A 26,982-nucleotide genomic window follows, 5' to 3' on the forward strand; every position below is an offset into this window, starting at 1 on the left:
GTGCTAGAATGAGAGAGTTTGACTTAAAAGTAACAAAGTATAAAGTTAATCCTTTCGATGGATTCACTCAATAATAAGGCAAAAGATTTTGATTCTTTACAGGTTCATAAAAAAGCAGCTATAGATGTTGGAGGAATGCAAGCAAGTTATCTATTATCTGAAAATATTAAAGATAGATATATGAGCAGTAATAAAATTAACCCTACTTATGGTATAGGTTATTTTATAGCAAGGTTAGATCAAGCAACTTATATTTTTGACACTAATTTTAATGAAACTGATAAAAAGGGCAACGATATTAATGCTTATACAAAACTGATGAATAGTATATATGGTAATAATTATATTACCAAAAGCAAAATGCGTTCTTATGCTTATTTAGATTTAATTGATCCATTTTTATTCTATTCTGCTTATTCATTTGTAATGAATACTAATCTTGATAATATTCCAATGATTAATTTAGGAAGAGTAAAATATTTACCAGCTACCAGAGCTATACTTGCTCCATATGGTTTAGAGCGTGGTTTAGTTAATCATTTTGTTATTGACGATAAATATATCCAACTTAATATTAACTACGGAAAAAATCAAAAATTTAAGTCTTATGGCGTTGGATTTAAAGCAAATAACTTAGCAAAATTTGATTTTATTTCTTTAGGTTTAGAAGCTGCTTATTGGAATCAGCCTAAAATGCTAACTGCTACTCCTTTAAAGGAAAAATGTAAAAAAGGTGGCTTTGGAGCTGTTAATTTTGAACTTAGTTTAAATGATACATTTAAAATAGTTGGTTCAGGTGGTTATAAAACAGCAGGATTTATAGAGGGTATGCCTTTAAAATCTTCAGCTATAGTTAGAGCGGGTCTAAAACTGGATTTATAAGCCTTAAAATAATGAGTACCAGAGATGAAAACCGCTTTTCATCTCTGGTACAAATTAAATAATTATTTTTATTATTCTTAAGAGGTATATATAATCATAATATTAAATAATGATATATAATTATATATGCTAACTATTTTAGAGAAATTTTTATTTTCCCCCATCAAAGCTTTTATTAATATTCGTGAAGATACTGCAGCTGCCCTTAAAAGGCTTGGTATTAGTAATATTCGTGATTTGCTATTTTATTCTCCTGTTTCTTATCAAACAAAAACATTATCACCTAATCTAACAGAGGTTAAAGAAGGAGATTTAATTCAAGTAGAAGTAATAATTGAAAGCGTTAATCTACCGAATAAAAGCCATCAGCTGTTAAGAATTACAGCAAGTAATGATACAGGCTCGTTGCTATTAGTATTTTTTCATAAACCACCCCCATTTATTTTTAATAAGCTGAAAGTTGGAACGAAGCATATTATTAGTGGTAAGGTACAATTTTTTGATCATCACTTACAAATTTCTCATCCTGAATTTATCGTTAATCCTAAGCTTACAAAGGAACTAGAACCTATTTATTCTTTGACATACTTAATTAGTAACAAGCAATTATATTCATATATCATAAAAGTAATAGATATGTTTGAAGAGAAATGTAAGAATGTGCAGGATAAAGAGGTAAAGGAATATTTGGATGAAGTGCTAGAGAGCTTGAAAGGGGTGCATGTTCTTCGTCATTGCGAGGAGGCATTTATGCCGACGCGGCAATCTAGTGATGTAAAATCATTAATTTCTGGATTGCCGCAGCCCCTAAAGGGGCTTCGCAATGACGATGTACATAAAAAATCCTTAGCCGCTAAAGAACTCATCGCCAATCAGATATCTCTTTTTAAGGCACGTACGCAAATAGTAGGAAAGCATGGTAATATTTACCCTAAAGCGGAGCAGGTTCAAGCTAATATACTAAATAGTCTTGGGTTTGAGTTAACTTTTTATCAGCAGCAAGTAATAGAAGAGATAGAGAAAGATCAGGCTAGCGGCATTGAGATGATGAGATTATTACAAGGTGATGTTGGATCAGGTAAAACTTTAGTAGCCCTGCTTACCATGACGAATGTAGCAGTTGCGGGGTTTCAATCAACCTTAATGGCACCGACTGACTTACTTGCCAATCAGCATTATGAGTTTTTTATTAGAGCTTTGAAAAATACCGATATAAAAATTGGATTACTTACCGGTAAAATACTTGGCTCGGCTAGAAAAAATATTATGATGCAGCTTGAAAATGGTGAAATTGATATATTAATTGGCACTCACGCTTTATTTCAAGAAAAAGTAAATTTTAAGAAGCTCGGTTATATAGTGATAGATGAGCAGCATAGATTTGGCGTGCAGCAAAGACTTGATCTAATAAGTAAAGGTAAAAATCCCGATGTTTTAGTTATGACCGCAACACCGATTCCAAGAAGTCTTGCTCTTACTATGTTTGGGGATATGACTATATCTAAGCTTCAAGGAAAGCCCAAAAATCGTCTGCCTATTGCAACAAACACCATGTCTATCAATAAAATCGAACATATTATAGAAGCGATAAATAAGAAGCTTGTTGCAGGCGAGCGAATATATTGGATATGTCCATTGATAGAGCAGGCAAAAACCTCCGATGTCATACCGCGGCTCGACCGCAATATCCAAAAAACAACTGATAATGCTAATAATTTTGACTGGATCCCGTGGACAAGCCACGGGATGACATCAGAGGAAGAAGATAGACTATTAATAGATGTAATGAATCGTTTTAATTCGATTGAGAATATTTATGCAGGATGCAGCGGTATTATTCATGGTAAGATGAAAAATGAGCAAAAAGATGCTGTAATGAAGCAATTTAAGGATGGAGAAATTAAGATATTAGTTGCAACAACTGTTATCGAGGTTGGGATAGATGTGCCTGAAGCAACATTAATTATTATTGAGAATGCCGAAAGGTTTGGACTTGCTCAGCTCCATCAGCTGAGAGGTAGAGTAGGGCGTGGTAGTTTACAATCATATTGTATATTGCTATATAATCCTAAAAGACTTGGTAAAGTTGGGCGTGGTAGATTTGAGATAATGAAACAAACTAATGACGGATTTTATATTGCCGAGCAGGACTTAAAACTTCGTGGTAGTGGTGAGATTTTAGGTGTAAAGCAAAGCGGTGAGATGGATTTTTTCTTTGCTGATTTAGCAAGAGATTATGACCTGTTACTTAAAGCTAATAAGTTTGCTGAAATAGGTGCAAATGGTAATGCAGAGTTTATTGATTTCCAAATTAAACTATTTGCAAAATCGCAGATTAGCGAGTTTGTATAACTGATTGTCATTGCGAGGAGTGTAGCTTTGATGCAATCCCAGGACATTCTCATAAGATTGCCACGCCACTTTCAGTGGCTCGCAATGACGAGTTATATAAAATTTATTTGCTTTTTTCTCTGAATATTGTTAGTATTACTGCGATTATACTGGCTGGGTAGCAAAGTGGTAATGCCGTGGACTGCAAATCCTCTATTCGTCGGTTCGATTCCGACCCTAGCCTCCATCTAAAATTAAAAATTTTATGGAATTTATTTCACAATTCCTAGAAATGTTACTCGCTGAGCGAGCATTATCAAAAAATTCCATACTTAGTTATAAGCGTGATTTATTAGATTTTCATAATTATCTTGCCAAGCAAAAATTATCAGAATTAAATATTACTACTGACAATATTAGAAATTGGGTTGAGTATCTAGCAGAAAATGGTTTGCAAGCTCGTTCTATTAACCGAAAAATATCAACTATAAAAAGTTATTATGAATTTTTAATTAGTGAAAACCATACTAACTTAAATCCTTTACTAAATATAGATTTACCAAAATATCAAAATAAACTTCCTGAAATATTATCTATAGATGATATTAAATCATTGCTTGAATATTGCTCGCAAGATACTTCACCTGAAGGTATCCGGCTTAATGCAATGATCCACTTGCTGTATGCTAGCGGTCTTAGAGTCTCAGAGCTTGTTAGCCTTAAACTCAGCGATATTTTAAGTAATAAAGTGTCAAGAGAGGTAAAAAAAATATTTTCCGTACTTGGTAAAGGTAATAAAGAAAGAATTATAGTAATAAATGAGCCGGCTATTAATAGTCTTGTTAAATATTTAGCAGTTAGAGATAACTTTGTAAATAAAACAAAACCAAAAAATCTTATTTACTTATTCCCTTCTTCATCTGCTGCCGGTTACATGACTAGGCAAAATTTTGCTATCCTCTTAAAATCGGCTGCTCTTTACGCTGGGCTTAATCCTGAGCATATTTCCCCGCACGTATTGCGTCATAGCTTTGCAAGCCATTTGCTTGAGGGCGGAGCGGATTTACGTGTTATTCAAGAGCTATTAGGTCATGCTGATATCTCTACTACTCAAATTTACACTCATCTTCAAACCAACCATCTTAAAAAAGCATTGTTACATCATCCCCTCAGTAAAAATTAAAATATTTTAATTATTGTATAAAATTCTTGCTAATATTTACTAACTATGCATAATACGCTTTTTTGATATTCAAGGAGGATAAATGAAATTTACTAAATTTTTTTGTATAACAGTTGAGAGTGATGATAATGAGTATGATATAAATTATATTGCAGAACATATAATTTATAATAGTAAAAGCAAGAAAATTACGTTAGAAGATTTACAAGAACTACAAAAACTATCAAATTTACCGAAACATATAAAACAATTATTTCTATTGAATTTAGAAAGTAAAATATCTGATGAAAGGTTACATAGTCTTAACGAAAAAATAATGGAGCATGCTGTGGGTTTATCTGTTTCTGAAGATCTAAGTTTTTTTCTACGCAAATCAGATGATTCTATATTACGTAACTTACTTTATTTAGAGGCAATAAGAAATAATTTTACCGCTGAATTTAATGAAGAAGGAGATCTAACAATTAATTTTCCTAATTCAATATTGCAGCTTTATAAACTATTAGTTAATAATTTTTATTTGAAAAAGTTTAAAGATGATGAAACTCAGAAAAAAATATATAATTTATATCAAAAAAATTTAAAAGATGAAAGTAAAGATGAGTTAGAAAATCATTATGTTAAACAGAGCTTAGCAGAAAGTACAATGTGTTTATTTATAAGTAAATATATTAATGAGCATGATCTAAATAAAGTATTTAAGTTGCCTATATTTAAACGCAAATTAGATAATTCATTAGAATTAGGATATCCAGACAATAAAGATACTAGAGTAATAGTAGTTAATAAAGTATTAAATGATATAGATAGTATTTATATTAGTAATTTAGCATCTTCAGATATTTTAGAATCAGTAATGTATAGTAAATTAGATGATGAAATAATTACAGTAAAAGTTTTAGGAACTATTGAAACAGAATTATGACCTACGAGCTACTATCCTAAAATTTTAGTGATATAGTCAGTAAAAATTCATGGTAATTAGTTTATTACATATTTAATATAATTGTGTCATTAAGTTATTACCATATATGTTAAAAGAATCAAAGAAGAATCAAAATTCTATTACAAATAAAAATCTAGCAGATTTAGTTATTGAAGAATTAGAAAATGAGAATTTTGATTTAAAAGTTTTAGAAAAAATACAGCAAGCCTTTAGTACTGCAAGTAAGCAAAAGCAGAGAGAAGCTTTTATATCTATTATAAATACAAATCTTAAAAATAATCAGTTACATAAATTAAATAGGGCAGTAATGGAACATGCAAGCGAGCTAATGCCGGTTAATGACCCGAATTTTGTTTGTCGTACTACTGATAATAAAATTTGGGGAGAATTATTATTATTAGAGGCAAAACGTCATGGTATGAAAGCCGAACTTAACTCCAAGTTAGAACTACAGCCTCTTAATATCAAAAATATACCTCAAGAAATATTAAACCATTATTTCGTTCTCAAACAAAAATTTTATCCCCAAAGGGATTCCAAAGACTCAATAGATAGTAGGATTGCTCAAAGTATTAATTTTCTGCTATATGCTCCTCTTTTTCGAGAAATAAAAGAATATGAGAAGTTATCTGATATGGATAAACTGATCGCAGAAAGTAACATACGAAACCCTAACGGCAAATATGTTCAAAATTTGGTAGAGAAAAAATTAGCAGCATATATAGAAAAGCATTCTAATACTCAAGAAAAATACGAGAATAAAAAAAATGAAGAAAAAGAAGCTGAAATATCTTCAATAATTGAAACATCAATAGGAAAGTTAGAGCAAAATAAAAAAATAGCTATTGAAGGTCAACAACGAGAGAAAATTAAGAGACGTATATCTAGATTTTTAGAAGAATTTTCAATTGAATTACTAACTTCTAACAAAAAAAAGTTAGTAGATATAATCCATCAAGAGCTTTATCAAAAAAGATCTGTATGGTCAAAAATAGTTAATTATTGCGGTATAAAATATTATAAGATTTCAAAAGAAAACCTTAAAAATATAAAAGAAGTAATAGGTAGTAAAATTTGTTACTTTACTATGAAACCAGAAGTAAGAAAGCAGTTAGAGCAGCTTTCAAAGCAGCTACATAAATCAGGTGCAGTAATATCTTCAGTTGATAAAGATAAGCAGAAAAACCTAAAAGAATTAAAGGAAAATTTTAAAGAATTGAAGAAATTAAAAAATCCAGTATTGCCGTCGAAAATTAAACAAACTAAATCTAAAACAAAAGCAAATCCTCCCCTGCCTAAAATCTAGAGCTTTTTATTTATGCTATACCAGAAAGACGTGAGCAAGACTTAAAAAGGTGAGAAAACCTAAAGCATCGGTTAGGGTAGTCAGAAAGACGCCAGAGCCAGCAGCTGGGTCAATATCGAAATAGTGCAGTAATATCGGAATAGCAGAGCCAAATAACCCTGCTACCAGAAAGTTTAAGATTACAGCAATAGCAAAAATTACGCTAAGATTAAGGTCCATCAGCATCACAAAGCTAAGTCCTGCACCGATGATTGCTAGCACAAAGCCGTTAAAACCCGATACGGCTATTTCTTTCAAGATTATTTTACTTACGTTACTATAATGAATATCTTTATTGGCAAGTGCTCTAACCGTAACTGTCATAACTTGCGTACCTGCATTGCCGCCCATAGAGGCTACAATAGGCATAGTAGCTGCAAGTGTTACAAGCTTTGCAATAGTATCATTAAAATGATTAATAATAAGCGAAGTCATGCAAGCGGTAATCAGATTAACAAATAACCATGGAAAACGATGTTTTACAGTGTAAAAGAAGTTAAAGAAAGTATCTTGTGTATGCACACCGCTTAGCGATAATATATCCTTTTCGGCTTGTTCTTCAATAATATAGATTATATTGTCAATAGATACGCTACCAATTAATTTACCATTTTTATTGACTACTGGTACTATAGTTAAAGCATATTGTTTAAAAATGAAACTAAGTTCATTTAAATCGGTGAAACTATCAGCCAGTTTAAAATCTTTACTCATTAAATTTTTCACCAATTCATTTTTTTCATGCTTAATTAAAGTACTAAGCGAGATGATACCGATAGGACGCAGTTTATTGTCTGTAACAATAGCAGCGTGGAAGTCATTTTTGACAGTTTTTATAAAATTTAACGACTCTTTAACAGTCCAATTTTCTTGAAGATTAACAAAGTCTCGCTCTATTACCCTTCCTACTGTATTTTCTGGATATGTACACCCAATAGTGATTTGATGTTTTTTTTCTTTAGAAAGATTGCTTAATATTAAATCTTTAATATCATCATCTAAGTCAATTACAACTTCAATAGCATCTTCTATATCTAGCTTATCAATTAATTCTGCTGATTTTTTTATGCCAAGAGTTTCTATTATTAAAGGTTTGCTGTAAGCATTTAGTGAAACTAAAGTTTCAGGTTTGATTTTGTCTTGTAGTAGTGGAATGATTATTTTGTAGATTTTAGGACTTAAATTATCTAAGAAATCAGCTAAATCAGCATAATGAAGTTCTGCAAGCCTACTAGCCGCAGCATTATAATTATGATCTTCTAATAAATCATTAATTTGATCAAAAATTTCAGCAAATTGATCATGATGATCAGGTAATATGCTTTTGAACATACTGAAATTAGGCATAATCCCTTACCTATAGTCAATTGATTTGAACGCATGTAGCAGGTTGTTCGTCGTCTTGCCTATTATTATAAGCTCTACCCTCACGCCTGTCACAAAATTCAACTGAATTGACTATAATAGTCTGGCTTGCAGACTTATTTAATTATAATTATTTACTGGTTAGCTAGGTTTGACGTAGAATGGTGTACGATTTGTTAATCAATATAAATTACAGAACAAAAATAAGCAATAGTTTTTTAACTATGCTCAATAATAGAACCTCGTTTATCTACTCTTTAAATTTATTAGATATATACTTATAATAGAAAAGCTTGTATAATGCTCCCTTATTAGTTACAATAATAAAATTATGTCAGATAGAAAAGAGCATGATAAGTTTTTTCAGCAAGCTTTAGCAAATCCATTAATAGCTAAAGAATTCTTTGAGGAATATTTACCAACTGAAATAAAAGTTTTATTCTTACCCTCTACTTTGAAATTGAAAAATGATAGTTTTATAGAGCCAAGCTTAAAAGAAACTATTACAGATGTTTTATATTCTGCTAAAATTAATAATAGAGATGGTTATATATACATTTTGTGTGAACACCAAAGTAGTTCCGACCCTCTTATGGCTTTTCGCCTGTTTAAATATATGTTAAATATTGCTGAAAGACACTTAAATTCGCATCCCGATTCTAAAAAGTTTCCTTTTATATATCCGTTAGTATATTCAAATGATCATAAAAAATATACTGCTCCTTTAAATTTGTGGGATTTATTTGAAAATAGCGAGTTGGTAAAAGAAACTTGGAGCAACGATTATCAACTAATCAACTTGTTTGATATTCCTGATGAACAATTAAAAGAAAGATCTTGGCTTGCTCCTTTACAAATTCTAATGAAATATATAAATGAGCCTGATTTATTACCAAGATGGAAACAACTAGCCGATACTTTATCGGTGTTTGCTGACTCTAATAGTGGAGTCGATCATATAAAATCAGCTATATCGTATACTTTGACTAAAATAAAAGAAGATGATAAAATAGAATTAGAAAAAATACTTAAATCACATTTAAATCCTAAATTAGGAGCAAATATTATGGGAAGTTTAGCACATCACTGGGAGCAACAAGGTATTGAAAAAGAAAGAGCCAAAAGTAAAATAAAGTTAGAAGCTAAATTAAAAAAAGAAAAATTTACTATAGCTAAAAAGATGCTAATAGATAAAGAACCTATAGCAAAAATTATAAAATACACTGATTTAAAAAAAGAAGAAATTGAGAAGTTAAAGTAAATTTAAAAGTCAATGATATGGTGCGGTCGAGAAGACTTGAACTTCCAATCTTTTTACAGAACAGCACCCTCAATGCTGCGCGTCTACCAATTTCGCCACGACCGCTTAAAGCTTCTTATATAACAGATTATTAGTATAACATCAATAGTATTTGTTATGACCGTCATTGCGAGGAGATTCGCAGAATCGACTTGGCAATCTCAGGAGTATCATACTATTTTACGAGATTGCCGCACTCGCTTTGCTCGCTCGCAATGACGTCATCAAGACAAACTTACTACAAAACTTGGCATAACCGATTGTTTTTCAGCTGCTTTTCTTAAATTAGATAGCTTATCATCAATATTATCAAACTCGAGGTGATAATCTCTAGAATTACCTGTTAAAACTAAACATGAATCTATGCCAAGCCAATTAGCTGCAAGTATATCAGTATAAAAAGTATCGCCTATCATTAATATACGATTCTTAGTTACACTAGGACATTCTTGTAAAACTTTGCTATATATCTCTTCGTAAGGTTTACCGCTATAGATTACTTTACCGCCTAGCTGTATTATTTTCTGAGCATAATAACCGCTACAATATCTATAAATTCCGTGTTGATTTATCCCAAGGTCAGGATTAGCACAAATATTGACTATCTTGCGTTCTACGACAATTTTAAATAGCTCATCAAATTCGTTTAAATCTAAATTTTTACTTTCATCTCTATAAATTGTCATTAGGAGAATATTAGCTTTTTGAATATCATCAGTGATAGGGCACTGTATGCCGTTTATGATATCATTTTCTAGATGACCTAAATGATATATTATCGGCTTTTCAATACCAAAACGCTCTTTACTCTCTAAAATCATCTGTACAGCTACTTCACCAGAGCTAATAATCATTTCTGGCTTAGCATTTAATCCCCAAGATTTGAGTGTCTGATGTAGAGAGAAAATATTTCGTGGAGCATTAGTAACAAAATATACTTTTTTCTGCTCAATAATTTTATTAATATTCTGCACAACATTAGGGTAGGTGTGACCGCCTTCGACTATTACGCCCCAAAGATCAAACAAAAATACGTCATAATCATCCATCACATCAAAAATATTTTTTAACTTTAATTTATCCATTGTTATCTCATCATATTTACATTTACTAATCTGATAAGTTCCGTTATAGTTATTTTTATTGTCTCTAGCAACAAATAAAAGTATACTCGTTTTATTTGAAAAATTGGCTACGTTGTCTTTTGCTGATAATCCTCACGTATTAAGTATACGCTGCGGTTATCAGCTTCAAGCCGCCTTGCTCTTTTCCAAATAAAACTTCGTCTACTAGCTTTTTATTTATCTTAATAATATAATATGTCGGAATTTGAAGAAAAGTTGAATGAATCATCATATGGTGCTGATTCTATTAAGGTTTTAAAGGGTCTTGAAGCTGTAAGAAAAAGACCAGGAATGTATATCGGTGATGTCGGTGACGGATCTGGTTTACATCATATGATTTATGAGGTAGTCGATAATGCTATCGATGAAGCATTAGCCGGTTATTGTGATTTAGTAAGAGTCGTTTTAAATAAAAACGGCTCGGTAACCGTATCTGATAATGGGCGAGGTATACCTGTTGAGATTCATGAGGAAGAAGGTATATCGGCAGCTGAAGTAATTATGACGCAGCTACATGCCGGTGGTAAGTTTGATCAGAATTCTTATAAGGTTTCTGGTGGTTTGCACGGTGTTGGTGTGTCGGTCGTAAATGCTCTTTCTGATTGGCTTGAGCTACGTATTTGGCGTAATAATACAGAGCATCTTATTAGATTTAATAACGGGATAACAGAAGCACCGCTTGCAGTTATTAAAGAAAATGTAGACAAAAAAGGTACAGAAGTTACTTTCTTCCCATCAGTAGAAACCTTTACTAATATAGAATTCGATTTCAATATAATAGAACATCGTCTTCGTGAGCTTGCTTTCCTAAATTCTGGAGTAAAGATTTTACTAACAGATAATAGATTTGAAGAGGTAAAAGAAGTAGAATTTTATTATACAGGCGGAATTGAAGCTTACGTAAAATATTTAGATCGTGCAAAACACGCTGTTCATTCATGTATCGTAGTTAATGCAGATAATACTGAATCTGGTATAAGCCTTGAGCTTGCTATGCATTGGAATGATTCTTATCATGAGAATATATTGTGTTTTACCAATAATATTAGACAACGTGATGGCGGAACTCACCTTAGTGCATTTAAATCAGGGATAACACGTGTTATTACCGCTTATCTTGAAAATACCGGTCTTAATAAAAAAGCGAAAAATGCTTTTAGTGGAGAAGATACTAGGGAAGGGTTATGCTGCATACTTTCTGTTAAAGTGCCTGATCCTAAATTTTCCTCCCAAACTAAAGATAAGCTGGTAAGTTCTGAAGTAAGACCGATTGTTGAAAATGCTGTTTATACGAAAGTTCTTGAGTGGTTTGAAGAACATCCAGCCGACGCAAAGCTCATTATAAACAAAATTATGGAGGCAGCTAATGCTCGTGAAGCTGCTAGAAAAGCAAGAGAATTAACTAGAAGAAAATCAGTATTAGAAGTATCGAACTTGCCAGGTAAGCTTGCAGATTGTCATGCCAAAGATCCGGCAGTTTCTGAATTATTTATAGTAGAGGGAGACTCAGCGGGTGGTACAGCAAAGCAGGGTAGGGATAGCAAAATTCAAGCTATATTGCCTCTGCGTGGTAAAATCCTAAACGTTGAACGTGCAAGGTTTGATAAAATGCTTGGCTCGGATCAAATTGGTACATTAATTACAGCTCTTGGAACAGGTGTTGATAACCGAGAATTCTCTCTTGAAAAACTAAGATATCATAAAGTTATTATTATGACTGATGCTGACGTTGACGGGTCACATATTAGAACTTTATTACTTACGTTCTTTTACCGCCATATGCCAGAGCTAATAAATAAGGGATATTTATACATAGCACAGCCACCTCTTTATAAGGTAAAGAAAGGAGCAAGTGAGCTTTACTTAAAAAATGAGCAAGCACTGCAAGATTATTTAGTAAAATCAGCAATTAGCGATGCTACTTTAACTTTAGATAATAAAGAGCAGCTGGCAAACGAAAATCTAGAAGAACTAATGAGTAAAGTCATAAAGTTCAATAGCTTACTTGATCATGCTAGCAAAAAATTTAACCGCTCTATCACTGAAATTTTGGCAATTAATGATCTACTTAACAATAAAATATTTAATGATGAAAGTGATTCAAGACTTAAAAAAGCTTTAAATGCATTAAATAGTTTAGAGCAATCACCCGATAAAACAGATTGGGAAGTTTTAAAACATGAAAATAAAATAGAATTTTTCCGTTTTAGTAGAGGCTTAAAAGAGCGTAAAATTTTGCTAAGAGAGCAGTTAGAATCATTCGAATTTATAAATATATCAAAACTTGCTCTAACAATTTTTGATATATTTAATAAGCAATTAAAGCTAGTAGTAAAAAACCAAGAATTTGATATTTTAACTCCTAGCATATTGCTAAATACTATTATAGATTGCGGAAAAAAAGGCATCAGCGTTCAACGCTTTAAAGGACTCGGTGAGATGAATTCAGATCAGTTATGGGATACTACCCTTAACCCTGAAAGAAGAACTTTATTGCAAGTAAGAGTTGCAGAAATCGATGAAGCTGAAGGTATATTCTCCACGCTAATGGGTGATGTAGTCGAACCTCGTAGGCAGTTCATACAATCGAATGCATTGAACGTTGTAAACCTGGACGTATAGTATACTCGTTTTATTTGAAAAGTTGGCTACGTTGTCTTTTGCTGATAATCCTCACGTATTAAGTATACGCTGCGGTTATCAGCTTCAAGACGCCTTGCTCTTTTCCAAATAAAACTTCGTCTACTTACTCTTCATGTTAAGAATATGTATATTTTTCTTGCGGTTTACTATGTCATTCCCGCGGAGGCGGGAATCCAGAAAAAAGTCTGTCATACCGCGGCTTGACCGCAGTATCTCAGGACACATTCTATGGCACAAGATCCCGTGATCAAGTCACGGGATGACAATATAATTGACTGGACTCCTGCCTCCGCGGGAATGACATTATAAATATTTATGCAAAAATTAATTATTCACGGCGGTAAACCTCTCAAAGGTATTATCAATATTAGCGGTGCTAAAAACGCTGTGCTTCCTATTATGGCAGCTTCTATACTGACTGATAAACTACATATTACTAATGTTCCAAAATTAACGGATGTTAGTACTATGAAAGAATTACTAAAAAGTCATGGAGCAGGCATTGAAATAATAGAACATGAAAATGAGTTCGAATTAGTAATTAATGCTGCAAATATCAACAACTTAACGGCAGATTACGAGATAGTTCGTAAGATGAGAGCATCTATTTGGGTGCTTGGTCCTCTGCTTAGCCGTTATGGTAAAGCAAAAGTATCTCTACCTGGTGGTTGTGCCATTGGAGCTAGACAAGTAGATCTGCATATTGCAGTTTTAAAGGCTATGGGAGCTGAAATTACAATTGAAGATGGTTATATTAACGCTTCAACGGCAGGGCGTTTAAAAGGTACTCATTTCATTTTTGATAAAATTTCGGTTGGAGCTACTATCAATGCCGTACTTGCAGCTGTTCTAGCAGATGGTGAAACATTGCTATTTAACTGTGCTAGAGAGCCTGAAATAGTGGATTTATGTAACTGTCTTAATAAGATGGGTGCAGATATTTCCGGAATTGGTACAAGCAAAATAAGAATAAACGGCAAAGATTCTTTAAGTGAAGCAAGTTACAGAGTTCTACCTGATCGTATAGAGGCAGGGACTTATATGTTTGCCGCAGCTATTACTAAAGGTGATTTAAAACTTTACGGCATTGATTATCATATCATAGAAAATATTGCTTTAAAACTCATTGAAACAGGTATAAAAGTTATGCCTATAGATAATGGAGTGCAGGTAACTTATGCAGATAAGTTAAATGCCGTAAATTTAGAAACTAATCCATATCCAGGCTTTGCTACAGATTTACAAGCACAATTTATGAGTCTTATGACTATTAGCCAAGGTTCTTCAATAATTACTGAAAATATTTTTGAAAATCGTTTTATGCACGTACCTGAATTATGTAGAATGGGTGCGGATATAACAGTACGGGGTAATCAAGCAATAGTACAAGGCGTTAAAAGCTTAAAAGGTGCGGAAGTTATGGCAAGTGACCTTAGAGCTTCGGTATCGCTGATACTAGCAGGTCTAAGTACTGATAGTGAAACAGTATTGCACCGTATATATCATTTAGATCGCGGATTTCAAAATTTAGAGAAGAAATTAAATAATTGCGGTGCGGATATAAAAAGAGTATAATACAAATTATTTATTGTTATAGGTTAATGTAATGCCGTGACTTATGCTTAGGTTGTTGCATGGCTTGAAAAATTGTATTTTTATTACTGGATGCCGCAGGTACAAGCAACTAAATGACACAAGAACTTAATAACATAAAAAATTTATTATTTTAACGGAGAGAATAATGGCAAGAATTACAACAGAAGATTGTAGTAAAGTTATACCTGATAGGTTTCAGCTAGTTATTTATGCAACTAGATATGCTAAGTTATTAAACTATAAAGTAGAAACTAATCAAAGCAAGAAAGAAAAGCGTGATAAACCTCCGGTTATCGCATTACGCAGAATTGCTTCTGGAAAAGTATCAGTAGCTCAGTTAGAACAAGATTTTATTAATAGCCTACGTACAAGAAGTAGAATAGAGCCTATTGTTAAACAAGACGAATCAGAAGATTTAGAAGAAAAATTTGAATATTTACCAGAAGTTTATATTGGAGAAGATTATTCTGATTTAGACGATCAAATTTTTACTGAAGAAACCGGTGAAGACTTTGAAGATAAATAAATGATTATAGGTGTTGGTACGGATATAGTACAGATTCCTAGAATTGAAAAGATAATAAAATTATATCCAGAAATTTTTCCTAAAAGAATTTTAAATACCGAAGAATTAAAAAAATTTGCTTTGCTAAAGAAAGAAAGTCATGCTACTTTTTTGGCAAAGCGTTTTGCTGCTAAAGAAGCAATTAGTAAAGCTTTCAGTGTTGGTATAGGGCGTGGTATTAATTTTAAAGATGTCACGGTGCTTAATGATGAATTAGGCAAGCCAATAGTAAAGATAGATTCAGTTTATACTCAAAAACTTCCTCCTTTTAATATCCATCTTTCCCTCTCTGATGATTACCCCATTTGTGTAGCTTTTGTAGTTATTGAGAAAATTATTTTATAAGTACAGCACATTCCATAAAGGTCGATACAAGCGAATTTTGTAGGATTTGCCTGTGCTCACGTAGTTTATCTACGCTGTGCAGGCTCACCTTTAAATTCATCTTGTCTAGACCTTTTTGAAACATGCTGTACCAACATCCATAATATAAGTCAATAAGAATTAAGTTTAATAATAGCATGAATAAAAGCTAAGAATGACAGCTAAAGCAAGTTTAGGCAGTTTACGATGATTTTTAATTTATTTATTATCAATCATATTAAGATTTGATATTTTTTTGTTCATAATTATGAAATTTATATATTAATTAGTTCAGAATGTAATTTTAAGACGTGTTTGTCATTATCTCCTTTAATATAATAAGCTGGATTTTGCTCACTAGCGTTACGTTTAATTTCTTTATCCTTAATCTTTTTAATTATAGGATCATAATAAACTTTTTGAACTGTACCCTTGAGCTTTTTTCCGTACCATTTCCAAAAAACTATAGAACCTTCTTTATGAAAATTTGACATCGTATTATTTATAATATGTTTTTTGCATGTATGTATTATAATAGTATTGGACAGTTTTTATTCTATGTCATTCCTGCGGAGGTGCAGTAGTGTCCGGAAAAAAATAAACGTTGTTATTATTAGGTTTTTTCGTCATTGCGAGAAGAATTACAAAGTAATTCGACGAAGCAAGGAAGTAAAAAAATGCTAAAATTAGTTATTTTTTACTATTTTTCTGGATTGCCACGCGGTCTACGACCGCTCGCAATGACGGTTTTAATAATACTCCAATTTTCTCCGGACACTACTGTAGCAACGGCGGGAATCCAGCATAAATCGAGCTTTTATATTCTAAAAAATTGCTGTATTTAGACTTTTTTTCCTGGATTCCCGCTTCCGCGGGAAAGTATTGTTGCGTGGATCGAAAAACGCCCTAAGGTATTCATCTAGTTGCTTGGGAACTAGATCCAGAAAATAAAAAGAATACTAATTTTATTAGTATTTTTAACTGGATCCCGTGATTTATTCACGGGATGACAGGGGGGAGAATGATCCACGCAGGTAATGCCGCCACGGGATGACACTGATGGTGCTTTTTAATCCATGCAACAGAATGAAAATGTTTTTAACGTTTTACTAGCTTGTTATAATATTCTGCTAAGACTTTTACGCCATATAGCCATATTAAACATACTATAATAAAACTGAACATTAATAAGCCTGCTATATCATTATGCACAGCATTTGGGAAGATGCTAAAGGATACGAATTGAATAATAGCACCTATCGATTTACCGATCTTAGTTCCCATAACATCAACGGCAGCTTTACCTTTGGTTTTCATTTCGCTATCTAGCGGAATATACACCATTTCTTTAGTAGCGTCAAAAAGTGAGTATTTTACTGATTTAGCAAGCACATGCCACAAACCGCCAATAAAAACTATTACAATAAGCGGTGAGCTATAACCCAGCGTATCTATAATATTTTTTAAGTGATTTTCGAACACTGTAAAGGAGAAAAACATCACGCCCGCTCCAAACATCATAATAGGTGTAATAATTGCTCCCCAGAACCAACCGCATAATCTAATTAAACTGCTTCCTAAAAATGCACTAACTAAAGTAAGTACCCCTGTCCAAAAAAATACCTTACCGTGATATGAAATAAAATCTTTTGTATCAGGATATAGTTGTTTTACTTTGGACATCCATAATCCTTCAATTAAGCTAATGCTCATCGAATAAGAGATTAAAAGAATACAAATAAAACCAAGATATTTAGAAGTTAATATTATTTTTGTACTTTCAATTAAGCTTAATTTTAATATATCTGTTCTTTGATTTTTAAATTTGATGTTTTTATCGGCTTCTACAATTTTTTTATCGATAAATTTATGCAGAGCTAAACAAATTAATCCTGAGACTAAAATAACGCTAACAAATGATTTTAAAAGAATTTCATTGGTGTCGCTTAAATGAGAAAATAATGGCAATAGGAAATGTTCGCTTTTAGCAAAATAGATAATTATTGTTCCGGAAATTAGTAGATTGGTTTGTCCAAATAAAGTAAAAAATGAGTAAAACCTAGGTGCTTCTTCGACCTTAGTAATTTTATTTGCTAGCTGCCAATATAAGAGAGTAAAAACTATTACAGGCCATAACTCGCCCATTATATAAAATAATACTAAGCTCCATTGTCCCCAAATTATTATAAACCATTTTAAATGTGGAAGTAATGTTATGTAATGTTTGACTAATTCAGGATCAGGATGAAAAAATTCTCTATATGGAAATAGAACAAAACCGAAAATAGCAAAAAAAAGCAAAAAAGTACCGGTAATTATTCTAAAAACCTGTTCCGTGGTCATTATATTACAGAGTTTAAAATAGAGAATAACGAATAAAACACCCATTGGCATTTCACCCCAAAGCTTGATAAAACTAAGTACCTCCGTACTAATTAAAGTAACAACAAAACTATCCTTAATACTGCGAACTAAGTTCTGATTAAGTAAAATAAAAAACATTAATAAAGCCATAGGTATGAATTTGGTTAATTCATATGATCTAATCGGCCAAACTATATGCCTAAATTTACTATTTCTTGCTCTATTCCAAAAGGTGAAGTTAGAATTCACGGCGTTCATTAATTTACCTATGAGCTTATTTTATAGAGTGTTAAAGAACTCTAATGCAACCTAGACTATAATAAAAATTATGTCAAGATTTTTAAATAAGGTCATAGTATATTGTTATATTTAATCGCTGCTTCAACAAATCCAATAAATAAAGGATGAGCTTCAAAAGGTTTTGATTTAAACTCCGGATGAAATTGTACTCCCACAAACCATAATAATTTTGGTAATTCAATTGCTTCCACAATCTTTTTATCTTCTGAAAATCCGCTAAACTTTACGCCATTTTTTTCAAAAATATCTTGAAAATCATTGTTGAATTTGTATCTATGACGATGTCGTTCACTTATTTTAAGTTCTCCATATGCATTAGCAGTAATACTATCCGATACTAAATTACATGTATAAGAACCAAGACGCATAGTCTTTTTTACATTTTCTATTGTGATATCTGATGGATTAAAATCCTCATCATTTTTGCTTATTCTTTCAATAATTTTTGTACCAGCTGTTTTAAACTCTTCCGTTACAGCATCTTTAAGACCTACTAAATTACAAGCTATTTCAATAGCAGCAAGCTGCATCCCAAGACATATGCCAAAAAAAGGTATATTATTAGTTCGAGCATAATTTACTGCTAAGATCTTTCCTTCTGTTGCTCGCTCACTAAATCCACCTGGAACTAATATTCCGTCAACACCTAATAATTTTTTAGAAATATTTTCATTGGTTACATTTTCTGCATTTATCCATACTAAATTAACTTTATATTTATGATATATGCCAGCATGGTCAAGAGCTTCGATTACTGATTTATAAGCATCTTTTAATTTATGATATTTAGCTATAATAGCGATTCGTACTTTTGAATGAGATTCTTTTAATCTTTCAATTATCTCATGCCATCTATTTAATTTAGAAGGTGCAATAGTAAGATTAAAAAATTTTAATACTTTATTGTCAAGCCCATAATCATGGTAAGCAAGAGGTACTAAATATATATTTTTCTGATCTATTGCCGGAATAACATACTCAGAGTCTACATTACAAAATAGAGCTATTTTTTCTATTTCGCTTTTAGCAATTTTGCGTTCTGCTCGGCACACTAAAATATTCGGCGAAATACCGATAGTGCGGAGTTCTTTTACAGAATGTTGAGTAGGTTTAGTTTTTAGCTCACGAGCAGTTTTAACATATGGTAATAAAGTTAGATGAATAAATAAACATTGTTTGCTTTTTAATTCATTTCCGATTTGTCTTATAGCTTCAAAAAAAGGCAACCCTTCAATATCACCTACTGTACCGCCTATTTCGCAAAGTACAAAATCAAAACCTTTGGTATTAGAAAGTATAAAATCTTTTATTATATTTGTAACATGTGGAATAACCTGTACAGTAAGACCGGTATAATTTCCTAATCTTTCCTCCTTAAGTAGTTTTGAGTATACAGCACCTGTTGTGATATTATCAAACTTACAAGCAGGCACCCCTGTAAAACGCTCATAATGCCCAAGATCAAGATCAGTTTCAGCCCCGTCATCGGTAACATATACTTCACCATGTTGATGAGGATTCATTGTTCCAGGGTCGACATTTAAATAAGGATCTAGTTTCCGTAAACAAACTTTAAAACCTTTTGCTTGCAAAAGCATTGCAAGAGAGGCGGCAGTTAGACCTTTACCTAAAGATGAAACTACTCCGCCTGTAATAAAGATAAAACGCACCATTCTTTAAACTAATTGATTCTTTTCATAAAATTTTACTGCTTTACTTAAATCTTCAGGTGTATCAACCGAAATAGGGACATTATTAACTAAACATGTGCCGATTGTCATGCCATTTTCAAGAAGTCGTAATTGCTCTAAGCGTTCTGTTTTCTCTAAAAATGTTGGTTCAAGAGCCACAAATTTTTCCAAAGCACTTTTACGAAATCCGTACATCCCCACGTGATATAAAAATTCTTCCGCACCATTTGGAATAAGACTACGTGAAAAATATATGGCTTTTCCCTGAGAGTCAATAGCTACAGTAACATTACTTGCAGCTTCTACTGAATCTTTCTCTACTTTTACTACAGGAGTTACAATATCATATTTGCTATTTTTTAAATCTTCTATTACTTTTAAAATTGATTCCGGTTCAATGAAAGGCATATCACCTTGCACATTAACTATATAATTAATATTTTGATTATTTGGAATTAACTTAAAAGCTTCATAAGTACGATCAGTACCAGTTGGAATATTACTATCGGTAAATATAACTTTCCCTCCGAGCTTTTCAATTACGCTTGCTATCTCCTGTGAATCAGTCGCAACATAAATATGTTCAAGATTAGTTTGATTTACTTGTTTAAATACACGTTCGATTAGAGTAGATGTGCCGATTAGCTGTAGAGGTTTACGTGTAAGTCTAGTTGAGCTAAGACGGGAAGGGATGATTATAGCAACGTCTTGATGCTTCATGAATTTACCTTATTTAAATTAAATCCGAAAATAATTGTTGACAGATTAGCCTTTTTCAGCGATAAAGTAAAACATAATTTTAAATATTATTTATTATACTAAGTATAAAACTTTAACGTATAAATTTAAAAAGTAATATAGACGAAGTTTTATTTGGAAAAGAGCAAGGAGTTCATAAGACGAGGAACGAAGCGTATACTTAATATAGTTTCGTACCGCAGTACTTATAGAACATTGTCGCCAATTTTTCAAATAAAGCGAGTATATAAATATATTTAAGAGCTCGTAGCTCAGTTGGTAGAGCATTTGACTTTTAATCAAAGGGTCCCGGGTTCGAATCCCGGCGAGCTCACCATATTATTTAACCGTTTTACCGAAGTTAAAATAATTTCTTATCCTAACTTCGCATTCTATAGTTAATTCAGCCCTATTTGGTGACAATTGTGAGAAAAACCTAATAAGTAATAGGTAAAAAGATAAACAGCAAAACACCAAAAATATTAATTAACTATGGGTTTGTAGCTCAGCTGGTTAGAGCACACGCCTGATAAGCGTGAGGTCGGAAGTTCAAGTCTTCTCAAACCCACCATTCTCCAGTTCTTGGTATTTTTTTATAACACATCAAACGTCAAACATAGCTTAAAATCAAGCTTTTTGGTATTTAAAGAAAAGTTAAAGAATACTAGGTTTACTAAATTCCTTTTTTCTGCAATTTTCGAACTACTTTAAAAATCATGAATGTATTCCGGATAAATCTGATATTTAAGCGTTATATTCCTAATATAACTTTATAATTTCCATCCTATCACACTTTAAAGATATAAGAACCTAAGTACTTAAAACATTGTAACAGTTTATTATTCAGGGTGATTATCAAGGAAATTATTAATATCCCCTATCAAAATGTTTATAACAGATAATTTTAGTTGGGCTTCTGAATCTTGTTCATACTTATTATCAGCTTTATGTAATAATCCTGTGTGAATACTATAAAGCTCTAAAAGAACGTTGCTAAGTCCCTCACGCTTAGCGTTTTCAAATCCAAATATTTTTTTAACCCCTCTAAAGTTTTAAGAGTCATATTATTACTTTCTATCTTATTTTCGATGTTTTTTAAAATTTGTTTATACATAGCAATACTCTTATCAAATAATTAATCCGCATATAAATAATTTAAGAGCTTAAAACAATCAATATATTATGGAATAATATAGAAGTTAATTTATAGTTGCAATGAGAATCAATTAGAAATGTCCACAAAACCTAATATTTTAGTATTTTCTTTTTCTTTATAATTATGCCAGTCTAAGGTTATATCGAGAGTATCTTTATTATAGTTTATATCTAATAAGTTAATATCAGGGTCATAGGTTAAAATGTTATTTAACATGTAAATAGTATAAGTTTTATTAAAGCTATTTAATATTATATAATTAAAATCTACTAAATGCCTCAAGGTTTTTATTTCTTTTAAATTAGCAAATCTCATATCTAGGTAACCTGCTTCATTTAATTCTAGCTTATCTGAATTTAAATAAATATTTTCATTTGTAGTTTTGCCCATTTGAAATAAGTATAAACATAGATATTTACCACCCATTATATGAGGAAAAAATCTATCACCCAATAGTCCAAATACAAATTCATTATTAAATATATTGTCTCTGTTTTTGCCATAATAAAAGCTTTTAGGCTTAAGTGCTACAATTGCACCCATAAATACTTCTGCATCTTCAGCTTTTTCTATCCTTAGCATATGTATAAGCTAGTTTGTTTTAAATCCTTATAACAAATTTCATAAAAAAATCTATAAATTTTTAATACTTTATTTAAGCTTAAATTCTAAGTAGAAAATCTTATATTAATATTATTGCAAATAAAACACAAAAAGGTTACGCAATAAGATAAAATAAATTATAATATCGCCAATCTAAAGTTTAATTATCAAAAACATGAAAACAATATATAAAACTGCTTTCTTAAGTAATTAATGTAAATCATTAATTAAATTTCTGTTGCATTTTCAAACTTATTTTTATAACCTTAATTATTACCAATTTTTAATAAAGAAATAGTTATGGTTAAAACACTTGTTCAAACAATGATAGAATTATGGTACGGACCATATGAAAATTTTATAAACGCAATAAAAGAACAAAATGAAGAAAAAGCACTTAGATATATTAACGAAATAGACCCCAAAGAATTTAACAAAGCTAGTGATAATGGCTACACAATTTTAATGTCGGTTGCTAATAAGGGGTTATATACAGTTTGTGAAAGGCTTGCTTTTAAAATGACATATGAAGCTATCAATCAAGTTAATAATAGGGGTGATACGGCATTAAGTTTAGCTGAAAATAAAAAATTTAAAGATATATGTAATTTATTATGTGAAATAAGTTTTCAAAAACTTAAAGATAAATTAAATGATAAAATTAAGAAAATAGCTATAGATCAGGAGCAAATAAAAGAAGCTGCGGATAATATATGGGATGCTGCTAATTCTATTAGTTGCAGCGAAGATAAAAGAGAAATAGAAAATCTTATAAAACCACTCTTAAATAATTTTACCAAAAAAGATATTTTTGGTGTGGAGATAAAAGTCAAAAGAGTGATAGAGCAGCAGAAGATAGAACATAATCAATTAAAAGAGCAATTAAAAGCACAAGAGGTTATTGGTAAACAAGTATTATCAGCAAAAATTGCAACATTTGAAGAATTAATAAATAAGCTAAATTGTGAAATAAGTAATAAGGAGAGCTCTTCAATAAAAACAATGTTAGGGGGTATATCAACTAACATTAATAAACTTAATAATATTGTCACTAAAAAAACAGCCAATACGGAGGAAATAACTGATGATGCAAGAAATGCAAATAATAACCTGCAAGCTCTTGTAAAAGATATAAATGAAATAACTGAACTTATAGAAACAGTAAATAAATATTTAAAATTTCTTCCAGCTAATGAAATTACCAAATATAATATTGCAACCTTGGAAGAAAAATTTCTAAAAGAAATAGAACACTTTAAGATAGATAATGATTCAAAAGTTTTAGGTGTTACCATTGAGGGATATTAGAATGAGATAAAGCTTAGTCGTCATTACGAGGAGATTTGTAGAAGAGGGCGAAAGCAATCTCGTTAAGCCCCCTGAGATTGCTTCGCCGAAACTTAAAGTTTCTTCTCGCAATGACGATTCTTAAGTCTTGTATGCATTGCTGCGTGGATCATTCCCTCCTGTCATCCCGTGATTTATTCTATAGTATCGGACAGTTATTATTCTATGTCATTCCTGCGTAGGCACAGTAGTGTCCGGAAAAAAATAAACGTTGTTATTATTGGGTTTTTTCGTCATTGCCACGCGGTCTACGACCGCTCGCAATGACGGTTTTAATAATACTCCAATTTTCTCCGGACACTACTGCACTTTCGTGGGAATGACATACAAAGTCACCTACATCTGAATAAAATATAACATTTTTTTAATAATTGTCCGGTACTATAGGCTTGTCCACGGGATCCAGCTAAAAAATACTAATAAAATTAGTATTTTTTATTATTTTCTGGATGCCGCAGGTACAAGCAACTAGATGACACCGAGGGCGTTTTTCGATCCACGCAACAATGCCGCCACGGGAACAACATAGAATAAAAAATGTACTTAGATACATATCTTAAATGCTTGCACTGTGTTTTTGAGCAAAAAAGCAATAGTCATAGGTCCGATGCCGCCCGGGACAGGGGTAATATATTTGACTTTAGATTTAACATTTTCAAAATCGACGTCGCCAATAATTTTATTACCGCCGATTCTATTAATTCCTACGTCAATTACTATCGCATTTGGCTTAAAATATTCAGAAGTTAATTTTAGAGGTGAGCCGATAGCTGCAACAACAATATCGGCTTTGGAGGTAATAGAACTTAAATTCTGTGATTTAGAGTGGCAAATAGTTACACTGTAATCCTCTTTTAAGAGTAATGCACTCAAAGGTTTGCCAACGATATTTGAGCGGCCAACAATTACGGCATTTTTACCGCTTAAATTTGGTTCATGTTTCTTAATTACTTCAAGGCAGCCAAGAGCAGTGCAGGGTACAAATCCGTTATCAATCCCGCTATGTAAATAACCAACATTTAAAGGATGAAAACCATCAACATCTTTAGAAGGCGAGATAGCAGATAAGATTTTATTTTTATCTATAGAGTCGGGTAAAGGAAGCTGAACTATGATTCCTGAAACATTTTGATCAAGATTTAATTCACTGATTTTTGCTATTAAATCTTCTGTTTTTATAGTAATAGGAAGATTTAATAACAGCGTATCAATACCTATTTTATTGGCATGTTTTATTTTATTTTTGACATAAATAATACTTGCAGGATTGTCACCAACTAAGACTATTGCTAGTTTTGGTGATTCTCCTGTTTTGTCTTTAAGTTTTTGAATTTCATGCTTTAACTCATTTAATATTTCACTTGCTAAAGCTTTACCGTCAATTACGTTATTCACTCTTATTTGCTTCTCCGAATTTGGTGGTTGAGTACTCAAAATGTAAAGCTTTGCCATCAAATACTTTACCATAAGCGTGATGAAGGCTGCTTGCTGCTTCAGCAAAACCGGTAAGAATTAGTTTAAGCTTACCGCTATAATGAGCAACGTCACCAATAGCATATATACCTGAAATATTAGTTTGGTAATGTACAGGATCAACTTCAATATGATGAAGTTTTATATCAAGTCCCCAATTTACTAAATTACCTAACTCCTGCTTTAAACCAAAAAACGGTAATAATATATTAGCATCTAGCTTTCGTGTGTTATTTTGTAAGTCTCTAACTATAACAGTTTGAAGTTTGCTATTATTTCCATCTAATGAATCTAGTTGATAGCCGGTAACTAACTCAATTTTTCCACTTTCTGCTATATCTTTTAATTGTCTTAAACTCTCATTTGCTGCTCTAAATTTATCACGTCTGTGAACTAGATATATTTTATTAGCAATTTCAGAAAGAGAAATAGCCCAATCAACAGCAGAATCACCGCCACCTGCTATAACTATATTTTTACCTGTAAACTTACTGCGGTTATTAATAAAGTAAAAAACTGATTCATTCTCAAATTCTTCAATATTTGCAAGAGGAGGCTTATTAGGACCAAATGAGCCAGATCCAGCTGCAATAATGATTACTTTGCTTTTAATAACAATATCTTTTGAGGTTTTTACTTCAAAAAATTCACCTTCTTTTTTTAATTCTACCGCTTGTTGGTTTAAGTGATAAACCGGATTAAACGGAGCTGCTTGTAATTCCAGTTGTTTTATTAGCTCTGCTGCGGCAATTTTAGGGTAGGCTGGTATATCGTAAATAGGCTTTTCAGGATAAAGTGTAATACACTGACCACCTATAACCTCTTGTGCATCGATTAAATGGCACTTCATTCCTAACATTCCTGCTTGAAAAATGGCAAATAACCCACTAGGTCCTGCACCTATTATTAAAACATCAGTATTGTGCATTATTATTTTATATTTGATTTTAAAACAGGATTTTATTGGATATTAGGGAAATAATCAATTGTTATTAATTACAATGTTTAAATAGATATTGATTTAATATGCCCTAACTTAGCCCAAGTAAGAATTTTTTGATCTCTAGTAAGTAATGTAGCCCCAAGACATTTTGCTGTTGCTACAATAATTCTATCGGCTGGATCGCCATGAAAATCATCCATAAGGGAAATGCTTTCTGCTGCAATCTCTGAAGAAATATCTTTAATAGCTAATCCATTAATATCTGTTATAGAGTTCAGAAAATCTTTTATAGGTTCATAGATATTAATACGCTTTTTAAAACTAAGCATGGCTATTTCCCATAAAGAAATAGAACTTAAAAATAATTGTGAATTTTCTTGAGCTAGATTAATCTTATGTTTTATATCATCTGATAATTCTTTAGGTTGTAATAATGACCACAGTAGAACATGTGTATCTAATACTAAAGTATTATTCATGTTCCACGTTCCATTTTTCTTCTATTGGTTCTAATATATTACCCTTTATCTCAGCTTTATTTTTTAGCATACCAAATAATGAGATTTTTTTATTATCCATAGGTAATATTTGAGCTACAGCTTTATCTCTTTTAGTAATTATAATAGATTCTTTATCGGTTTGTAATTTATCTATTATTTCAAGACAATGAGATTTAAAGTAACTAATTGCTATTTTAGTAGACATTTTATATCGCACAAAAAGT

General features: G+C 31.7%; 21 protein-coding genes, 4 tRNA genes and 2 pseudogenes. 15 read left to right on the top strand and 12 right to left on the bottom strand.

Annotated features, from left to right (window positions below):
* Positions 1-57 precede the first annotated feature (57 nt).
* From AAGD49_RS03385 to AAGD49_RS03410, 7 genes and pseudogenes are all read left to right on the top strand, one after another.
* Positions 58-882, top strand: coding sequence for a hypothetical protein (locus tag AAGD49_RS03385; protein ID WP_341789135.1), 825 nt, complete (start codon positions 58-60; stop codon positions 880-882).
* 126 nt (positions 883-1,008) lie between these two features.
* A pseudogene (locus AAGD49_RS07565) lies at positions 1,009-1,608 on the top strand (ATP-dependent DNA helicase RecG); the annotation flags it as partial.
* A 111-nt stretch (positions 1,609-1,719) separates the two neighbouring features.
* Positions 1,720-3,234, top strand: a pseudogene (locus tag AAGD49_RS03390) (ATP-dependent DNA helicase RecG); the annotation flags it as partial.
* A gap of 151 nt (positions 3,235-3,385) precedes the next feature.
* A tRNA-Cys gene (locus AAGD49_RS03395) sits at positions 3,386-3,460 on the top strand.
* 18 nt (positions 3,461-3,478) lie between these two features.
* Positions 3,479-4,396, top strand: a complete 918-nt coding sequence (gene xerD / locus AAGD49_RS03400) for a site-specific tyrosine recombinase XerD (RefSeq protein WP_341789137.1) — start codon at positions 3,479-3,481, stop codon at positions 4,394-4,396.
* Positions 4,397-4,478: 82 nt separating this feature from the next.
* Complete coding sequence (locus AAGD49_RS03405) at positions 4,479-5,321, top strand: DUF5410 family protein (protein ID WP_341789138.1); 843 nt, start codon at positions 4,479-4,481, stop codon at positions 5,319-5,321.
* A 106-nt stretch (positions 5,322-5,427) separates the two neighbouring features.
* Positions 5,428-6,648, top strand: a complete 1,221-nt coding sequence (locus AAGD49_RS03410) for a DUF5410 family protein (protein ID WP_341789139.1) — start codon at positions 5,428-5,430, stop codon at positions 6,646-6,648.
* Between the two features lie 15 nt (positions 6,649-6,663).
* On the opposite strand, the gene mgtE is transcribed toward AAGD49_RS03410, so the two are convergent.
* Positions 6,664-8,034 (bottom strand): magnesium transporter, encoded by a 1,371-nt coding sequence (gene mgtE / locus AAGD49_RS03415; RefSeq protein WP_341789140.1) that lies wholly within the window; start codon positions 8,032-8,034, stop codon positions 6,664-6,666.
* A gap of 349 nt (positions 8,035-8,383) precedes the next feature.
* Here mgtE and AAGD49_RS03420 point away from each other — a divergent pair, with 349 nt between their 5' ends.
* Complete coding sequence (locus AAGD49_RS03420) at positions 8,384-9,313, top strand: Rpn family recombination-promoting nuclease/putative transposase (protein ID WP_341789141.1); 930 nt, start codon at positions 8,384-8,386, stop codon at positions 9,311-9,313.
* Positions 9,314-9,331: 18 nt separating this feature from the next.
* On the opposite strand, the gene AAGD49_RS03425 is transcribed toward AAGD49_RS03420, so the two are convergent.
* Positions 9,332-9,418: transfer RNA gene (locus AAGD49_RS03425), tRNA-Leu, on the bottom strand.
* A gap of 158 nt (positions 9,419-9,576) precedes the next feature.
* A complete protein-coding gene (locus tag AAGD49_RS03430; RefSeq protein ID WP_341789142.1) occupies positions 9,577-10,437 on the bottom strand; it encodes a TIGR01459 family HAD-type hydrolase in 861 nt (286 codons plus the stop codon).
* 234 nt (positions 10,438-10,671) lie between these two features.
* Here AAGD49_RS03430 and gyrB point away from each other — a divergent pair, with 234 nt between their 5' ends.
* The 4 genes from gyrB (at position 10,672) to acpS (ending at position 15,625) form a co-directional block, all read left to right on the top strand.
* Positions 10,672-13,098, top strand: a complete 2,427-nt coding sequence (gene gyrB / locus AAGD49_RS03435) for a DNA topoisomerase (ATP-hydrolyzing) subunit B (RefSeq protein ID WP_341789143.1) — start codon at positions 10,672-10,674, stop codon at positions 13,096-13,098.
* A 336-nt stretch (positions 13,099-13,434) separates the two neighbouring features.
* Complete coding sequence (gene murA / locus AAGD49_RS03440) at positions 13,435-14,694, top strand: UDP-N-acetylglucosamine 1-carboxyvinyltransferase (RefSeq protein WP_341789144.1); 1,260 nt, start codon at positions 13,435-13,437, stop codon at positions 14,692-14,694.
* Between the two features lie 166 nt (positions 14,695-14,860).
* Entirely contained in the window at positions 14,861-15,241 is a 381-nt protein-coding gene (gene rpoZ, locus AAGD49_RS03445) for a DNA-directed RNA polymerase subunit omega (RefSeq protein WP_341789145.1), read from the top strand.
* Positions 15,242-15,625 carry a holo-ACP synthase gene (acpS, locus tag AAGD49_RS03450; RefSeq protein WP_341789146.1) on the top strand — a complete coding sequence of 128 codons (384 nt, stop codon included), beginning with the start codon at positions 15,242-15,244 and terminating at the stop codon, positions 15,623-15,625.
* A 293-nt stretch (positions 15,626-15,918) separates the two neighbouring features.
* On the opposite strand, the gene AAGD49_RS03455 is transcribed toward acpS, so the two are convergent.
* From AAGD49_RS03455 to AAGD49_RS03470, 4 genes are all read right to left on the bottom strand, one after another.
* Positions 15,919-16,137 carry a DUF2945 domain-containing protein gene (locus AAGD49_RS03455; RefSeq protein ID WP_341789147.1) on the bottom strand — a complete coding sequence of 73 codons (219 nt, stop codon included), beginning with the start codon at positions 16,135-16,137 and terminating at the stop codon, positions 15,919-15,921.
* 604 nt (positions 16,138-16,741) lie between these two features.
* Positions 16,742-18,265 (bottom strand): nucleotide exchange transporter Tlc2, encoded by a 1,524-nt coding sequence (gene tlc2, locus AAGD49_RS03460; RefSeq protein WP_341789148.1) that lies wholly within the window; start codon positions 18,263-18,265, stop codon positions 16,742-16,744.
* Positions 18,266-18,357: 92 nt separating this feature from the next.
* Positions 18,358-19,980 (bottom strand): CTP synthase, encoded by a 1,623-nt coding sequence (locus tag AAGD49_RS03465; protein WP_341789149.1) that lies wholly within the window; start codon positions 19,978-19,980, stop codon positions 18,358-18,360.
* Positions 19,981-19,983: 3 nt separating this feature from the next.
* Positions 19,984-20,718, bottom strand: coding sequence for a 3-deoxy-manno-octulosonate cytidylyltransferase (locus AAGD49_RS03470; protein ID WP_341789150.1), 735 nt, complete (start codon positions 20,716-20,718; stop codon positions 19,984-19,986).
* 279 nt (positions 20,719-20,997) lie between these two features.
* Here AAGD49_RS03470 and AAGD49_RS03475 point away from each other — a divergent pair.
* Positions 20,998-21,073, top strand: a tRNA-Lys gene (locus AAGD49_RS03475).
* Positions 21,074-21,230: 157 nt separating this feature from the next.
* A tRNA-Ile gene (locus AAGD49_RS03480) sits at positions 21,231-21,307 on the top strand.
* Between the two features lie 651 nt (positions 21,308-21,958).
* Here the strand turns inward: AAGD49_RS03480 and AAGD49_RS03485 are convergent.
* The gene (locus AAGD49_RS03485) at positions 21,959-22,474 is read right to left on the bottom strand and encodes a hypothetical protein (protein ID WP_341789151.1); all 516 of its coding nucleotides are present in this window, start codon (positions 22,472-22,474) and stop codon (positions 21,959-21,961) included.
* Between the two features lie 321 nt (positions 22,475-22,795).
* Here AAGD49_RS03485 and AAGD49_RS03490 point away from each other — a divergent pair, with 321 nt between their 5' ends.
* Complete coding sequence (locus AAGD49_RS03490; protein ID WP_341789152.1) at positions 22,796-23,803, top strand: hypothetical protein; 1,008 nt, start codon at positions 22,796-22,798, stop codon at positions 23,801-23,803.
* Between the two features lie 582 nt (positions 23,804-24,385).
* Here AAGD49_RS03490 and folD read toward each other — a convergent pair.
* The 4 genes from folD to AAGD49_RS03510 form a co-directional block, all read right to left on the bottom strand.
* Complete coding sequence (gene folD, locus AAGD49_RS03495; RefSeq protein ID WP_341789153.1) at positions 24,386-25,237, bottom strand: bifunctional methylenetetrahydrofolate dehydrogenase/methenyltetrahydrofolate cyclohydrolase FolD; 852 nt, start codon at positions 25,235-25,237, stop codon at positions 24,386-24,388.
* Positions 25,230-26,243, bottom strand: a complete 1,014-nt coding sequence (locus tag AAGD49_RS03500) for an NAD(P)/FAD-dependent oxidoreductase (protein WP_341789154.1) — start codon at positions 26,241-26,243, stop codon at positions 25,230-25,232. The genes folD and AAGD49_RS03500 overlap by 8 nt, the downstream gene beginning before the upstream one ends.
* Before the next feature lie 77 nt (positions 26,244-26,320).
* On the bottom strand, positions 26,321-26,737 hold the full coding sequence (locus AAGD49_RS03505; protein ID WP_341789155.1) for a type II toxin-antitoxin system VapC family toxin: 417 nt from the start codon (positions 26,735-26,737) through the stop codon (positions 26,321-26,323).
* Positions 26,730-26,963 (bottom strand): type II toxin-antitoxin system Phd/YefM family antitoxin, encoded by a 234-nt coding sequence (locus AAGD49_RS03510; protein WP_341789156.1) that lies wholly within the window; start codon positions 26,961-26,963, stop codon positions 26,730-26,732. Before AAGD49_RS03510 ends, AAGD49_RS03505 begins: the two co-directional genes overlap by 8 nt.
* Positions 26,964-26,982: the final 19 nt, after the last annotated feature.

This window comes from Rickettsia endosymbiont of Lasioglossum villosulum, assembly GCF_964026455.1.
In the GTDB taxonomy this organism is placed as follows: Bacteria; Pseudomonadota; Alphaproteobacteria; order Rickettsiales; family Rickettsiaceae; genus Rickettsia.

What these genes read in the sequence shown, in the direction of transcription:
- AAGD49_RS03385 (WP_341789135.1), top strand. Translation starts at nt 58, where the DNA reads ATGGATTCACTCAATAATAAGGCAAAAGATTTTGATTCTTTACAGGTT.
- xerD (WP_341789137.1), top strand. Translation starts at nt 3,479, where the DNA reads ATGGAATTTATTTCACAATTCCTAGAAATGTTACTCGCTGAGCGAGCA.
- AAGD49_RS03405 (WP_341789138.1), top strand. Translation starts at nt 4,479, where the DNA reads ATGAAATTTACTAAATTTTTTTGTATAACAGTTGAGAGTGATGATAAT.
- AAGD49_RS03410 (WP_341789139.1), top strand. Translation starts at nt 5,428, where the DNA reads ATGTTAAAAGAATCAAAGAAGAATCAAAATTCTATTACAAATAAAAAT.
- mgtE (WP_341789140.1), bottom strand. Translation starts at nt 8,034, where the DNA reads ATGCCTAATTTCAGTATGTTCAAAAGCATATTACCTGATCATCATGAT.
- AAGD49_RS03420 (WP_341789141.1), top strand. Translation starts at nt 8,384, where the DNA reads ATGTCAGATAGAAAAGAGCATGATAAGTTTTTTCAGCAAGCTTTAGCA.
- AAGD49_RS03430 (WP_341789142.1), bottom strand. Translation starts at nt 10,437, where the DNA reads ATGGATAAATTAAAGTTAAAAAATATTTTTGATGTGATGGATGATTAT.
- gyrB (WP_341789143.1), top strand. Translation starts at nt 10,672, where the DNA reads ATGTCGGAATTTGAAGAAAAGTTGAATGAATCATCATATGGTGCTGAT.
- murA (WP_341789144.1), top strand. Translation starts at nt 13,435, where the DNA reads ATGCAAAAATTAATTATTCACGGCGGTAAACCTCTCAAAGGTATTATC.
- rpoZ (WP_341789145.1), top strand. Translation starts at nt 14,861, where the DNA reads ATGGCAAGAATTACAACAGAAGATTGTAGTAAAGTTATACCTGATAGG.
- acpS (WP_341789146.1), top strand. Translation starts at nt 15,242, where the DNA reads ATGATTATAGGTGTTGGTACGGATATAGTACAGATTCCTAGAATTGAA.
- AAGD49_RS03455 (WP_341789147.1), bottom strand. Translation starts at nt 16,137, where the DNA reads ATGTCAAATTTTCATAAAGAAGGTTCTATAGTTTTTTGGAAATGGTAC.
- tlc2 (WP_341789148.1), bottom strand. Translation starts at nt 18,265, where the DNA reads ATGAACGCCGTGAATTCTAACTTCACCTTTTGGAATAGAGCAAGAAAT.
- AAGD49_RS03465 (WP_341789149.1), bottom strand. Translation starts at nt 19,980, where the DNA reads ATGGTGCGTTTTATCTTTATTACAGGCGGAGTAGTTTCATCTTTAGGT.
- AAGD49_RS03470 (WP_341789150.1), bottom strand. Translation starts at nt 20,718, where the DNA reads ATGAAGCATCAAGACGTTGCTATAATCATCCCTTCCCGTCTTAGCTCA.
- AAGD49_RS03485 (WP_341789151.1), bottom strand. Translation starts at nt 22,474, where the DNA reads ATGCTAAGGATAGAAAAAGCTGAAGATGCAGAAGTATTTATGGGTGCA.
- AAGD49_RS03490 (WP_341789152.1), top strand. Translation starts at nt 22,796, where the DNA reads ATGGTTAAAACACTTGTTCAAACAATGATAGAATTATGGTACGGACCA.
- AAGD49_RS03500 (WP_341789154.1), bottom strand. Translation starts at nt 26,243, where the DNA reads ATGCACAATACTGATGTTTTAATAATAGGTGCAGGACCTAGTGGGTTA.
- AAGD49_RS03505 (WP_341789155.1), bottom strand. Translation starts at nt 26,737, where the DNA reads ATGAATAATACTTTAGTATTAGATACACATGTTCTACTGTGGTCATTA.
- AAGD49_RS03510 (WP_341789156.1), bottom strand. Translation starts at nt 26,963, where the DNA reads ATGTCTACTAAAATAGCAATTAGTTACTTTAAATCTCATTGTCTTGAA.